The sequence below is a fragment of the Sulfitobacter sp. HNIBRBA3233 genome (genome assembly GCF_040149665.1).
Taxonomy (GTDB): domain Bacteria; phylum Pseudomonadota; class Alphaproteobacteria; order Rhodobacterales; family Rhodobacteraceae; genus Sulfitobacter; species Sulfitobacter marinivivus.
Genome location: NZ_JBEFLP010000001.1, coordinates 2,130,984 through 2,144,703, shown reverse-complemented (window position 1 = coordinate 2,144,703; position 13,720 = coordinate 2,130,984). Strand labels below are relative to the sequence as shown.

The 13,720-nt window shown below is 61.5% G+C and carries 13 protein-coding genes; 9 read left to right on the top strand and 4 right to left on the bottom strand.

What is annotated here, in order from left to right; genetic code table 11:
- The first annotated feature begins 46 nt into the window (after nucleotides 1-46).
- The 7 genes from ABMC89_RS10550 (at nucleotide 47) to budC (ending at nucleotide 7,903) form a co-directional block, all read left to right on the top strand.
- Entirely contained in the window at nucleotides 47-1,123 is a 1,077-nt protein-coding gene (locus ABMC89_RS10550; protein WP_349567889.1) for a coiled-coil domain-containing protein, read from the top strand.
- A 54-nt stretch (nucleotides 1,124-1,177) separates the two neighbouring features.
- Nucleotides 1,178-2,296 (top strand): hypothetical protein, encoded by a 1,119-nt coding sequence (locus ABMC89_RS10545; protein WP_349567888.1) that lies wholly within the window; start codon nucleotides 1,178-1,180, stop codon nucleotides 2,294-2,296.
- Nucleotides 2,297-2,380: 84 nt separating this feature from the next.
- Nucleotides 2,381-4,300 carry an AAA family ATPase gene (locus tag ABMC89_RS10540; RefSeq protein WP_439655661.1) on the top strand — a complete coding sequence of 640 codons (1,920 nt, stop codon included), beginning with the start codon at nucleotides 2,381-2,383 and terminating at the stop codon, nucleotides 4,298-4,300.
- 472 nt (nucleotides 4,301-4,772) lie between these two features.
- Nucleotides 4,773-6,146, top strand: coding sequence for a DUF6638 family protein (locus tag ABMC89_RS10535; RefSeq protein WP_349567886.1), 1,374 nt, complete (start codon nucleotides 4,773-4,775; stop codon nucleotides 6,144-6,146).
- 3 nt (nucleotides 6,147-6,149) lie between these two features.
- Nucleotides 6,150-6,416 (top strand): hypothetical protein, encoded by a 267-nt coding sequence (locus ABMC89_RS10530; RefSeq protein WP_349567885.1) that lies wholly within the window; start codon nucleotides 6,150-6,152, stop codon nucleotides 6,414-6,416.
- A 13-nt stretch (nucleotides 6,417-6,429) separates the two neighbouring features.
- Complete coding sequence (locus ABMC89_RS10525; RefSeq protein WP_349568594.1) at nucleotides 6,430-7,059, top strand: DUF1523 family protein; 630 nt, start codon at nucleotides 6,430-6,432, stop codon at nucleotides 7,057-7,059.
- A gap of 82 nt (nucleotides 7,060-7,141) precedes the next feature.
- Nucleotides 7,142-7,903: a meso-2,3-butanediol dehydrogenase gene (gene budC / locus ABMC89_RS10520; protein WP_349567884.1), complete on the top strand. Its 762-nt coding sequence runs from the start codon at nucleotides 7,142-7,144 to the stop codon at nucleotides 7,901-7,903.
- Here the strand turns inward: budC and ABMC89_RS10515 are convergent.
- On the bottom strand, nucleotides 7,900-8,277 hold the full coding sequence (locus ABMC89_RS10515) for a histidine triad nucleotide-binding protein (protein WP_349567883.1): 378 nt from the start codon (nucleotides 8,275-8,277) through the stop codon (nucleotides 7,900-7,902). The two genes, budC and ABMC89_RS10515, sit on opposite strands and share 4 nt — an antisense overlap.
- Before the next feature lie 9 nt (nucleotides 8,278-8,286).
- Complete coding sequence (locus ABMC89_RS10510; protein WP_349567882.1) at nucleotides 8,287-9,864, bottom strand: DUF5928 domain-containing protein; 1,578 nt, start codon at nucleotides 9,862-9,864, stop codon at nucleotides 8,287-8,289.
- 144 nt (nucleotides 9,865-10,008) lie between these two features.
- On the opposite strand from ABMC89_RS10510, the gene ABMC89_RS10505 reads away from it, so the two are divergent.
- Together ABMC89_RS10505 and ABMC89_RS10500 are read left to right on the top strand one after the other, a co-directional pair.
- Nucleotides 10,009-10,827 (top strand): sulfotransferase family protein, encoded by an 819-nt coding sequence (locus ABMC89_RS10505; RefSeq protein WP_349567881.1) that lies wholly within the window; start codon nucleotides 10,009-10,011, stop codon nucleotides 10,825-10,827.
- A gap of 95 nt (nucleotides 10,828-10,922) precedes the next feature.
- Complete coding sequence (locus tag ABMC89_RS10500) at nucleotides 10,923-11,618, top strand: fumarylacetoacetate hydrolase family protein (protein WP_349567880.1); 696 nt, start codon at nucleotides 10,923-10,925, stop codon at nucleotides 11,616-11,618.
- Between the two features lie 48 nt (nucleotides 11,619-11,666).
- Here ABMC89_RS10500 and ABMC89_RS10495 read toward each other — a convergent pair whose 3' ends face one another.
- The gene (locus ABMC89_RS10495; protein WP_349567879.1) at nucleotides 11,667-12,263 is read right to left on the bottom strand and encodes a DUF805 domain-containing protein; all 597 of its coding nucleotides are present in this window, start codon (nucleotides 12,261-12,263) and stop codon (nucleotides 11,667-11,669) included.
- A gap of 73 nt (nucleotides 12,264-12,336) precedes the next feature.
- Nucleotides 12,337-13,710, bottom strand: a complete 1,374-nt coding sequence (locus ABMC89_RS10490) for a tetratricopeptide repeat protein (protein ID WP_349567878.1) — start codon at nucleotides 13,708-13,710, stop codon at nucleotides 12,337-12,339.
- Between the last annotated feature and the right edge of the window lie 10 nt (nucleotides 13,711-13,720).

The window sequence follows — 13,720 nt, the reverse complement described above, 5'->3', positions numbered from 1 at the left end:
CGCGCCGAAGATATACCTTTAGCATAGATGCCAGATGGAGATTTCGATGGCCAACCTTGATGCGCAGGTGCGCGAATCCCAATCGCAAGTGGCGGAAGCGCAGAGCAAGATCGCCGAACTGACCAGCAGGATCGAAATCGCGCGCGCCAAGCTGAAGGCCGGTGAAGCCGCCGAAATGGATATCGAGAACGCATCGCTTGAAGATGTGCACGCACATACGGAAGTGATGAATGCGAACATCGCCGAGCTTATCATGGGGCTCGACGATGTGACCGCCGGCTTCTCCAAGGATTTCGACGAAATGCGGTCGAAGACAGGCTGGGAAAGCGTGGTCGGTGTCTTTTCCGCCGCGAAATCCGACAGCATGCGGCAGGAACGGATCCGGTCGGCCTCTATCGACGACAAGTTGCAGGATCTGATCGCCAAATCCGACACCATCGTTCAGCTTCTGGAAGGGCAGCTTGCCGTGCTGGAAGAGCAGAAGTCGAAAGTCGAGGTCAACCTGACCGAAACGCTGAACGACCGCGAGGCGACAGTGGCGGAACTGGAAAGCCTGCGCGCCGATATCGGTGCGATGGATCCTGAGATCATCAAGCTGGAAAACGCCATCGCGTCCGAGACGGATGCGGCCAAGCGCACGGCGCTGGAGACGAAACTGGCGGCGGCGAACACGCGCTACAACGAGATGGTGCAGGAAGAGCAGGTCAAGCTGGCCAAAAGCCAGACGCTGGAGCGCTATATCGAGAAGGGCAAGACATGGGTCGACAGCCTGCAAAACCAGGCCGCGACCCAGATGGTTCTGATCAACAAGCTCCAGACCGATACGAAGCAGCGTGTCGTGCTCTATGACGCGCTGACCAAATCGCTGAAAACCGCACAGCAGCAGGACGTTGCCCACCGGATCAACGAGATCGGCGTGAAAACCGATCAGGAGGCGCAGTCGGCCATGGCCGGTATCGGTTCGGCGACCAATGCCCGCATGGCGGAAATGATGGAAAAGCACGAAGACCACATGGTGTTTGCGCGCGAGGTGCTTGAGCAGAAGGCCAAGGCGGATGAACGGTTCGCCCGCCGCTTCGCCAGGATCATCGAAAAGCACGACAGCAATGCCTACGGCGAATAATCCAGCGGCCGGCAGCGGATCTTGCTGCGGCGGTCCCTTGCGGACGACTGTGGCATGACCGATCTGGCCAAGGATCACTTCGATCTGCGCGATACCTTCGCGTCGCGCAGGTATTTCGCCAAGTTCGAAGGCACCTTGCGACACCTCTTGCAGGTGGCGGGCGTGATGGAGGCGGAAGGCCAGCTTGACCGCGCGGAGACGGATATCCTTGCCCGCTATGCGGTGATGCTGTCCCACAGCTTCCGCGCACTCAGCTGGAAATACCTTCTGGTCGGCCGTGAAACAGGGCGCTTTTTCGGGTCGCTGACCATGGATCGGCGCGACAGCGGCTTTCCCGTCGCCGCCGAACTGATGACCATGGCCAACGATGCCCAGCAGGCAGAAACGCATCTGCGCGGCATGCCGTCGGTAGAGATCCTGAAGGACCAGATGGTCCAGACCATACTGGGGGATCTGCAAATCCCGACCAAGTTGCAGTTCACCCTGTCCCAACGGCTCTATTACGAGGAGTTGGTGCGCGGCGATCTGTTCTGGGTGCGCAATGATCCGCAAGCCGCGGCAATGGAGGACGCTGGCGGACGCCGCCGTTACCGGCTCCACTGGGCGACCTATGACAGCGAGGTCAACCTGCCGGTGATCTACCTGATGGAGGTCGAGGATTCCGGCCGTGCGCCGCTGCCGCGTGACGCACGCCGCTGGCCCGAGGTGCAGGCGCATCTGAGCGCACAGGCGCTGGGCGGGCTGAAGCTTCTGACCATCGCGCGCGGCTTTGACGAGGATTTTCCGGATCTGCACCCCAAGCGTCTGCGGCGGTTCCACCTTGGCCCGCTCTACAGCCACGCGTTCACCCTTCAGAACGGCCCCATGCGCGATGTGCTGGCCGAAGCGGAGGCACCCGAGGGCGAAGATTGGGCCTTGGTCTGGACCGAGGAGGAGCTCGTTTCGGACCGCGTGATCGAAGAACGCGCGGGCTGGTTTTCGACGGTGGAACGCGAAATCTTTGCCATCGACCCGATGGGCGGTGCGCTGCCCGATCTCGGGGCCACGCGCAGCGCGCGCAGCATCATCCTGCCCCAGCGTCCCTATCAGGTCCTGCGCGAGAAGAACCCGCCCGGATTGGCGATGGTGCGGAAATATGTGGTCAGCCCCGGTGGTCGGGTCCTGCAATACTGAACGGAAGTGGCGAAGGATAAACCCCGTTAGGGCGCGGGCGCCACGCGACGAGGAGGAAGCGCATTGAGCGAGATATCGGACCGGATGGAGTTGCGCGAAAAGGATATAGACGCGCATATCGCCATGGCACAATCGCTGATCGAGGGGTTCGATCACGCGCCACGCATCGCGCGGGCCGAAGAGGCTCCGCAGGCCGAACGCTCCAGCGGGATCGGCACGCGCCGCAGGTTCCGGTCCACGACACCGGGGCTGGTGACGCAACGGCGCACGCCCACCGGTGCGGTGCAGCTGATTGCGCGCATCGAAGGTGCTGGCGGCGAGGATGCCCTGACCACACCGATGCAGGCCACGGTACTGCACGCTTTGCGCCGCGCCATCGCCATTGCCCTTGCGGTGGCTGAAAACGTGGCCGAACAGTCCGGTCTGGGGGATCTCAAACGCGCCAATCTCGACGCCGCGTTGCCAGCCGCGCGCCGGTCGGAATTCGGCGAACTGCTCGCTGCCGAAGCGCTGGTAACGCTGCATGTCTTTGCGAATGCCACCGCCTATCTTTTGTCCTCGCACCTGCCCGAAACAACGGTCGAGGTCGGAGAGGTCGACGAGGTGCTGACCGACAACGGCCAGACCGCCCTGCACGGCGCATTGTGGGAATTGGACCGCAATATTGCCAGCCACGCCACGGATGATGCGCGTCTTGTGGCCACGGTGGCCGCCTTTGCCGAAGCCCTGATGGAAAAGGCAGCCCTGCGCGCCCGGAACGCCCCGCGGCTGGGGGCGTTTCAGAGCGCGGCGTGGCATGTGGAGGCGGATGATTTCACCGTCAACGGCTTCACCCCCGCTTCAAAGGCGAAATCCACCACGCTGACGATGACGTTCAAGAAGCCCAACGAGGTCGTGGGCAACCATATCGCGAAATATCAGGCGATGAAGCTGGCCAAGATGCTGATGGCCTACGATTTCGACCGGCGGCTCAATCCCTTTGCAGAACTGGGCGGATTTATCTTTACCTTCATGGGCGACGGGGCGCCCGGCACGGGCAAGACGACGCTGATCCAGATGATGGCCGGCCTGATCAACGACTATTGCAAGGTGGCCGGCTATCCGTTCCGCTATCAGAACCTCAGCACCGACAATATCGACAGCTATCAGGGCAAGTCGGGCCAGAACGCCAAGACGTTCATCAACACCATCATCGACCCCGCGGTGATCGGTTTCGGTACAATCGACGACATCGACCAGCTTGCCGGAAAGCGTGGCGACCGGCAATCGAGCGCGGGCCAGCTGGAAATCACCGCCGTGCTGATGGAAAGCTTTGCGGGGGCCAATACGGTCGTGCGCGGCAATTGCACCTTCGGCATGTTCTCCAACTATCCCGAGAATGTGGATGACGCCCTGCGCCAGCGAGCGGGTGCACGGTTTCTGGTGGACGGCCCACAGACGCGGGAGGATTACGTCGATATCCTGTACCTGCTGATGGGCAGGAACCACGATATTCCGCTGGGCGATCACAGGGTGTTCGAGGCGCAGGAGATCAAGCGCGCCGTGGCCGCATCCTTCGAAAGCCACAGCCGCCCGCACGAGGAAGGGCTGCTGCGCGTCTACGAAGAGGTCCGCGCGCGGGTGGGGGAACTGGACACGATCAACAAGATCGGCACCTATCTGAAAGGGATACAGGAGGCAGACCCCCGCTTTACCGGCCGCGCGATCAAGAACATCACCGACGCGGTCAAGGTCCGCGCGATGGATTTCGAACTCCCCGACGAATGGATGGAAGAGCCCGACCTGTTCCTGTTTAGGCCCTACGACGAGAAGAAGGCGATGATCGAAGATATGCGCAAACCGATCACCGTCGAGATGGTGATACAGGAAGTGAACCGCTACGCTGACAGCGAATTCCGCTATGCCGACAAGTCGGACGAGGTGGCGATCGAAAACGCGGTGCGCGAAATGGGACGCATGGAAGAAGCGAAGAAGCGGTATCTGGGAGCGTCGCGTGACGGATAAAATGCCCCAACACGGTCTGCGCCCGAAAGGCCAGCGTGCCCGAGCCGGTGCGGTGTCCAAGGCGGCATGCGTCGGTGCTATCCTCATCGGCTTGGGTGCTTGCAGCTCAGCGGATTTTTCACGCGCAGAGAAAACGGAAGTGAATGGTTTCAACGTCCGCGTTGTCCAGATCGATAGAGATCCACCGACCTATCGGGCAACCGGTGCGACCAGCCGCGACCGTGCCCGACTGGACGGGGCCTATTATGTCCGCAACGTGATCGGGATCAGGCGGATCGCCGGATGCCCGATAAAGCCCGGGTTGATAACCCATGAACCAAACGGGCCGGCCACGACCGCGACCGTTATCTGTAGTGAGGGTTGAGAGGATGCACTGGCGCTGCCGTACATCCGCTTGCCTGGCCCGCCATCGGCGGGCCCAAGGTAAGACGGCTGAAACGCCTGCACTCACCCCCTTTCTTGGGAGGTCGCGATGGAACGCCTGATCCGCGCCGGGTTGATGTTCGGCAACCTTTTCCACGTGTCCTCGCCCGCGCTGGTCGAGCGGTACAATCGCGCGCTGGAGCATCTGACCGGGAAGCGCACGGCGCTGACCGATTTCCACATCGATATCTCCGGCTATTCGCCGGAGGTGGGGGATGAGCTGGGCGATCACCTCTATCTCAACCACGCGGGCGTGAACCGGCAGTTCATCCTGCTCAGCGTGGACCAGCGCACCGCGCCGCTGCTGAATGCCAAATTCTCGACCTCGCGGGATATCCTGCGCCAGTTCATCACCGAAAACGAGGCGGCGCTTTTCGCGCTGACCGCGCGTGACGCCGTCGCGGGCGAACTGGTCAATTCGGTCTACGATGTCTCCACGCCCGCGCGGCTTCTTGATATTCGCACGGTGACCATCGACGCGGACACAACGGCAGGCACGGTCAAGGATGCGGACAAGCTGGCCGCGATGGTCGACCGGTTCCGCGATACGCCCGATGGCTGGTACGACGACGTCCTGATCGCGCAGATGATCGAAGTGGCGGGTCGCACGGGGGATGTGGTGCGCAATCCCGTCACGCTCAAACAGATGTCTTTTGCGCAGCGCAATTTCTGGACGACGCATTTTGGCGGGCTGTACCTGTTTCAGGACGTCGAACATCCCGCAGTGATCGCGCCTGCGGGCAAGACGGCGCTGACGGACATGCCCGTGGAGTTCATCTTTGACGGCTCCGAGCGGCGGCGCATCGCGTATTTCCTGAAACTCAACGGGCTGGTCGAGACTGTGGTCGAGGCGCGCGGCATCAATTCCGCCGCGATCCTGCGCCAGAAGATGGATTTCATCCTGATCGACGCGGTGGCAGGGCAGGGGGTGGACCTGACCGGCCTGACCCGCGCCGATCTGCGCCGCCTTGCCCGCCAGCACGCGGACAGGCTGCCGCCCGAGTTTCACAGCCTCGCACAACTGGTGAACTGGGCCGAGCATGGCGGGCGCTTCCCGAAGATCGACAGCGACGATGCGGTCTATTTCTACACACTTCGGGCCGCCGATACGCCGGATGCGGAGCTGGTCAACATGCTGCTGGCCGAATTGGCGCCCAAGGATGTGCGCCAGCTGTTCATCTGCCACAAGGATCTGTTCTACAGAACCTATGCCCGCTGGCCCGAGGCAAAGAAGGCTTTCGTGGTCGACTTCCTCGAATGGGAATACAAGGTGGACAAGGCAGGTGTGCGCGACGCACTCTTTGGGCATGACGCGCCACTGGTGCCGCCACCGCTGCCCCGAAGGCGGGCCAAGCCTGCGCCGGTGCCGGACCGCGTGATCGCCAGTGTCGGTCCGTGGGGCGCGGTCAAACGAAGGAGGTAGACCATGTTCGCACTCGCCCGCCTCGTTGTCGTGGGGTTCATCGTTCTGACGGTCATCTACGTGTGCCTGTCGTTGTATTCACGCTCTGTGCGAAAGGGCAAACTGCGCGCGGAATGGTACGAGGGGCCGCAGGATGTTCCACTCGAACAGTATCTCGAGGAGGGGCTGGAGGATTATGACCAGTCTCTGCGTCGCAAATTGATCCTGTCGGTCTATGTTATTCCGGTAATCCTTGTGTCAGTGATAATCTACCTGACCAATTTTTCCTGAGGAGATCCCGATGCTGGCCGTTCTACGTTGGACATTCTGGACTGCCTTCTGGCTGCTGGTGGTCGCGTTCTTCCATTATACCCTGCCGCAGGTCGATATCGTCCGGATTACAGACACTTACGAAAAGCGTGTCGATCCCGGTGAAAACTCGATCTTCTGGGCGCAGGCGGATGTCGGCACTGACGGCACTCTGGCCAACCGCGATGTGTTCTTCATCCAGACCCGCCGCGCCAAGGGCGATGTCATGGTGTACCGCAACGAGGACACAGGGTGGGGATGGCCGCCCTATTTCAAGTTCGACACGTCCAACCTTCAGGCCGAGGCGAGCGATCTGCGCTCGACCGAAAGCGATCCGCGGTATGTGGCGATCAAGCACTACGGCTGGCGCAATGAATTCCTGACCACTTTCCCCAATGCGATATCGGTCAGACCGGTGTCGGGACCGGATGCTGCCAAGGGGATCCCGTGGACCAACATCATCATTCTTACCCTCTTCGTGGCGATCATCTGGGCGATCTGGGTGCGGTGGCGCCGCTTCCGCCGGTCGCGGCTGGACCCCACGATGGAGGCGATCGAGGATGATCTGGCCGAACGCGGCAGAACCGTGCGCGGCTGGTTCGGGTCCAGCAAACCCAGGGGCTGAACGGAGTCGGGCAATTTCATCGACAACGTGAAGGAACAGCTGGCCCGCTGATGTGTTTAGCCGGGAACAGGAGGGACGTATCATGGCCAGAAGACCAACAGTAATCGTGACGGGCGCGGGTTCGGGCATCGGGGCCGCCACAGCGCGCAGGTTCTCGGACGAAGGCTGGCACGTGGTCCTGAACGGGCGCACGCGGGACAAGCTCGAGAAAGTCGCCCGCGAACTGCCCCACGATGCTACGCTGATTTGCGAGGGGGATGTATCGAACCCCGATGACGTCAAGGCGGTGGTGGCCAAGACCGTGGAAACCTTCGGGCGGATCGACACGCTGGTGAACAATGCCGGCATCGCCCGCGCCGGTGGCCCCGGAGAGCTTTCGCGCGAGGACTGGAACGCGCTTCTCGCGATCAATGTGACCGGCATTTACAACATGGTCGAAGAGGCGTTGCCGCATCTCGAGCGGACGCGCGGCAGCATCGTCAATGTATCCTCGGTCAGCGGTATGGGCGGCGACTGGCGCTTCTTCGGCTATAACGCGTCGAAGGGGGCGGTCAGCAATATGACCCGGTCAATGGCGCTGGATCTGGGGCAGCGCGGCATTCGTGTGAATGCGGTGGCGCCCAGCGTGACACGGTCGGAGATGTCCGAAGGCCTGATGAAGAACGAAGAGAAGCTGGAGAAAATACGCGAACGCATGCCGCTTGGCCGTCCGGCGGAAGCGTCCGAAGTTGCCAGCGTGATCTGGTTTCTCAGCGGTGCGGATGCGTCCATGGTCAACGGGGTGATCCTGCCCGTTGACGGAGGTGTCAGCGCGTCGAACGGCCAACCCGCGATCATCGGCTAGGCGGGCTGTACCATCCGGCCCATCCGGCGGCCCCCCAGCAGGTGAACGTGAAGGTGCGGGACTTCCTGCACACCGTGCGCGCCTGCATTCGAGATCATGCGAAAGCCGGGGTTGTCGTCCAGACTAATGCCTTCCTGCGCACAGATTTTCGCGATCGCGCGGGTATAGTCGATGATTTCCGCGTCCGAGGCTTCGGCTGCGAAATGGTCGTAGGAAACATAAGGCCCCTTCGGGATGACCAGCACATGCACGGGCGCCTGCGGTTCGATATCGCGAAAGGCCAGCGTGTGATCGGTCTCAAGGACCGTGTCGTTGGGGATCTCGCCGCGCAGGATCTTGGCGAAAATGTTCTGGTCGTCATAGCTGTAGGGCATGGTTACTCCTCAGTCGGCAAAAAGGTAATCGGTCTGTGCGATTTCCCGTGCCTTTTCTTGCCCGATGCCGAGGAAGTCCGCAATCGCTTCGGCGTTGTCGTCGGTTCCGGCGGATTCGCGCATGCGGTTGTGGTTCTCGAAATTGGCATCGCGGATCGCATCGGATTCGAAGACCATATCATTGCGGATCGTCGGCAACAGCCGTTGCAGCGTTTCCTCGCTGGTGCGGTCGCCCGCCAGACCCACGCGCATCGCGTGCCCCACGAGGTAATCGTCCGTGAAGGAGCATTCGATCTCCAGAATACGGGTCACGGACCGGTCCGACGCGAAATCGTTCAACAGGTCCAGATTGGCCGGATCCATGCAGACGATCAGCTTGTCCGTCTCGAAGTAGTCGAACAGCATCCGCATCAGCGCGCGCCGGTGGCGGGTGCGTTTCTCTAGCGTTTTCTCGATCCCGCCCAGCGCGGGCAGCGGCGTGTCCTCTTCGTTGAAAACATATTCGATCGCGGGGACGTTGGTGACCTGCCTGATCCGTTCGAGCACGCGCTTTGCGACGTGCCATTTCTTGCACACCACGATCAGCAGTTCGCGTTCGCGGCCCAGCGTGCTCTCGGTCTCCCAGAAGCGGGTCGAGAACCGCCGCCCGATGCGTCCGCGTCCGGTGAGAAAGCTGAACAGGCTCTGGCCCTCGTTGCTGATCTGGAACTGCACACCCTGCGCGGCATAGAGAAGCCCGAGCCGACGCTTGAGGTCGCTGGCTTCGGGGCTGATCTTGCGGGCGAACAGATAGTCCTGACTGAGCAGCAGATCGTAGTGATCGTTGTAGAAGGTCACCGGCATGCCGTAATCGGTGAACATCAGGAAGGTCAGCGTCCGGCTGCGGATCTGTGCTTCTGGCACCAGATGTCTGACAAGGGTCTGGAAAAACGTCTCGTCCGGGATCCACGTGGTGCGGAAAAAGCGCATGACATCGCGGCGGCGGGCGGCGAACTCCAGCACCCATTCGATTGTCTGGCGTCGCAGGCACCACCACTGGCTGCCGATCATCACCTGAATGTCCTTTGGGATGTCCCGCTTGAGGCCCAGCCGTTTTTGCGCCTCGAACATGGTGTAGAACCACTTCTTCTGGGTTCGCTCGTTGAACCAGTGGCGATAGATCAGGCGTTCTTCCTTCCAGCCAGTCTTGATCCAGTCACTTTCGAAGTAGTCGAAGCTTTCGATGAAATCGGCGTCGTTGTCGTCGAGGAACCGGTGCGTGTATTCAGCCGATTTGATCGCCATGCAGTCGCCCGACAGCATGTAGAAATGGGTGGCGCGCGGAAAGGCTTTGACAGCGGCTTCAACGGCATGCAGCGTCGCCTGCACCAGCGACCATTCTCCCCAGCCGCATTTGATCCGCTTGGCGGCGAAAACCACGTTGGGGTTGTTGGCCAGCGCGGTCTGTATCTTGTGGAAGTGTTCGGGACTGGCCGAAGCATCGAAATGGATCGCCATGCAATCGCCGACAGCCGTCAGCCGTTCCGCCTGCTTGATGATGGCGTCCGGGTCTTTGTGGCACAGTAGAATGTAGGCGATTTTTGCCATTTCTTAACCATTCACCGTCAGGCTGCTCGATTGTTTACGTAGATAATCGTGAACACAGATTGAATAAACAGCATTTATTTGCTTTTGTAACGCGAAAGCTGCCCCGAAGAGGCAGCACAGAGCCTTGAGCAGGAGACGTAAGGCATGGGCTTTCCCGGCACCTGGATGACCGAAAGCGAGAGTGTCGTGTACCGCGTGGTGCCGAAATGTGCCTGTTCGACAATCGGCCAGATCATGTTCTACTCCGATCACGGCGAATTCTTTGACGGCGACATTCACGATGCACAGTCAGGGCTTCACAAATGGGCGCTGGAGGGCAGTCAGGAGCCGATCGCGCGGAACGTGCAATCGCACACTTCCTACGCCTTTACCTGCGTGCGCAATCCCTACACCCGCATTCTGTCGAGTTTCTTTGACAAGATTTGCGGCATCCAGCGCAACGGAAAGCGTTATCGCGGTAATCTTGTGCCGCTTTTGATCCAGAAATACGGGATCGAAGTCGGTGGGGAAGACGGCAAGGAAGAGTTCGACCAGATCGCCAGTTTCCGGCGGTTCTTGCTGTTTGTCCGCGACACGATCCGCTGGCGCCGCCCGATGGATCCGGACATCCACTGGTCTGCCATGTCCGGTCACGTCAGCACGTTCATCGTCAACGGCGGCACCTACGACAAGATTTTCTGGACCGAAAGCTTCAATGACGGCATGCAACAGGTGCTCGACGCGATCGAAACGCCCCGGCAGGTCGACCTGTCCACAATCCCGCGTTTCAACGAAAGCGAGGGCCACGGCCCCAAGCGCGCGCATCCGGTCGAGGATTACTTCGACGATCTGTCGATGCATCTGGTCTACGAGATCTACAAGCGCGACTTCAATCTGTTCAAATACGATTTCGAAAATCCGGCGAACAAGATGCCCATCGGCGAAATCGATCTCGACGAGGTCCACGCAAAGCTGGGCGACTGACGGGACCCGAAAGCGCGGGCCACTCGCCGCTGGACATTCCCAGGCGCCCACTTTCTATTGGGCGCAATCATCACGCGCAGTTTCGAGGTATTTCAATGGATTATGTGTTCACTCCCCCGGTTCAGGCCAGTCTGCCCGTCGTGGCCGGAGATGCCGCTTTCCCGATCCGCCGGATTTTCTGCGTGGGCCGGAACTACGAGGCGCACGCGCGCGAGATGGGCAACGATCCCGACCGCGAGCCGCCCTTTTTCTTCACGAAACCTGCGGATGCGGCGGTCGCTACGCCCTGCACGGTGCCTTATCCGCCGCTGACCAATGACCTGCACCACGAGATCGAGCTGGTCATCGCGATCGGGACCGGTGGGGCCAACATCCCGCAAGAGCAGGTGATGGACCATATCTGGGGCGCCACCGTCGGGATCGATCTGACGCGGCGCGATCTTCAGGCCGATGCCAAGGCCGCGCGCCGCCCGTGGGACTGGGGCAAGGCGTTCGACTACTCCGCGCCCTGCGCCCCGATCCGGCCCATTGCCGACATTCCCAGCCTGACGGACGCGCGCATCTGGCTCGCCGTGAATGGTGAAGTGCGTCAGGACGCCAATATCGCTGATCTGATCTGGTCGGTGGCCGAACATATCTCGACCCTCAGCGAAGCGGTCACGCTCGCCCCCGGCGATCTTGTCATGACAGGAACACCGGCAGGTGTTGCCGCTGTGGTCGAGGGGGATGTGATCACCGGTGGTGTAGACGGGATCGGGACGCTGGAAGTGACAATCGGTCCACGCGCCTGAGAGATCTGCGCGGATGCGTTCGCCGGGGGATGACCCCGGCGTGACGCGTCAGTGCCGGGGCTCGGGCCCCCATTTGTTCGGCCCTTCGACGCTGCGCTGGCAATAGAAGACGATCAATATGATCCAGCCGACAATCGGGATCAGGATCAGAAGGTACCACCATCCGCTGCGGCCCGTGTCGTGCAAGCGGCGTACTGCCACCGCGATGGTCGGCAGGAAAAGCACAAGCGACACCAAAGCGTTTATCGCACCCATCTCGCCCATGCCCAAAAGAGCGTCCAGAATGGACGCGGCGATGCCCAGAATGATCGACCACAGCACGAACCACCAGAACTGCGACCGGGTCGAGCGTGTACGGAAATCGACGTAGCGCGCAAAAGCATCCTTGAGAGCGCCCAAGAATGTGTTTGCGTCGGCACGGGCGGGATCTTCGGACACGGCATGGGGATCGATTGACGGGGGCGGCATCGCGCTCGCGGAAGTGGTTGCACCGGTTCGCCCGAGCGGCAGCCAGTCTTCCATGCCTTCCTGCCAGACCAGCGTATCGCTGCGGATGGTGCCGGAATCGATCAGGGCGTCGAATTCTTCGGGGCTAACAGGGCCCACAGAGTTGCCTTCGACAGCGTAATACCAGTCTTTTGCCATGGTCCAATATCCTAACGGAGCAATCACTTTTGATCGCAGCGTAGCGGCAGAAGACCGGCCCTGTAAACGGGTATCAGACGCCCTGCGCCTTTCGTGTCGTTTCAGCGCGGGCGCGGGCCTCTTCGGCCAGGTTTGGCAGGCCGCTGCGATCGTAGACATCGCCCAGCATCAGGTTCAGCGGGACGCCGTCCGGGTCGAACGTGCGGCGCATTTCCAGAACCTGCTGGGCCGCCGAGGCGCGGCCGTCCTGCACCAGCGCATCGAGGTGTATCTGCTCGAAAAGGTCGCGCTGGGCGTGGCTGCCCCCGCATTCGGCCATGCGCGGCAGCGCGCGCGCCAGCTTGGCGATGGCAGTGGGCCAGTCACCCCTGCCGTGCGCGGCGATGCCTTCGGCGGCGGGCAATGCCACGTCACGCCACGCGACACGGTCGAACCGGCTGTCATCCGACGCACTGTCGCGGATTGCCTGCAACAGGGGGCCTGCCTCCGCACGGTCCGTCCGGCAGAGCGCGTAGAGATATTGCAGCGTCAGAAACGGGCTCACCGTGTCAGCGCCGCGCAGGGCCACATGATCGGCCACATCGGACCACCGGTCGCCCACGTCGATGCCCGCGAATTCCATCCGTGCCAGCAGCGATGCCGCCCCCACCTGATCCTGCGAATAATCCTTTGCCAGACCCCAGACGTGGGTATCATAGGCCGTCCGCACATCCTCGTGCCGACCGAGGCTGATGTAAAACAGCGCCAGATGCCACCAGTTGTGGCTGCGCATGAAGCTGTTCAGGTCGGCCCAGGTGTCCGCCACGCTTTCCAGAAATGCGGCCCCTTCGGCGATCCGCCCCTGCGTCAGCATGACGTGGGCAATCGCGTGATGGGCCCAGGGCTCGTCGTGGCGCAGGGACATGGCATGGCGCGCGGCGGCTTCGGCACGGTCCAGAAGGTGGCACTGTTCGTAGCCGAAGGCGATCATCCCGTGGGTGTAGGGAATGTCCTCCGCCTCGGGCAGGACCTTGAGCGCCACACGGAGCATCGCGGCGGCATCCCCGATATTGAAGAGATGGTACTGCGCCAGTTTCAGCGCGACCATATCGCGGGGATGGTCGGCCAGCACGGCATCGCACTGTGCCAGCAGGCTGGGCACATCGCCGTGAACCCACGCCTCGACGGCGTCGATGATCAAGGCTTCGCGCGCTGTCGTCCCTCGTGCCGCCGCTCGCGCGCGGGCGATGTAGGGGGCCGCTTTTTGCGGGGCGACGGGTGCCTCCAGAAACATCCAGAGCATCGCTGCGTAGGCATTTGCCAGCGCACATCCGGGATCGGCGTCCGCCGCCGTGATGATCCCTGTGGCCTTCGGCTGGTACGAGAGAAACCCGTGAATGAAATCGTCGATCCCTTTCAGGGTCTCGGTGTTGTCACAGGTCACGGGCAGGCCATAGAGATCGTGCATCGCGCAGTTC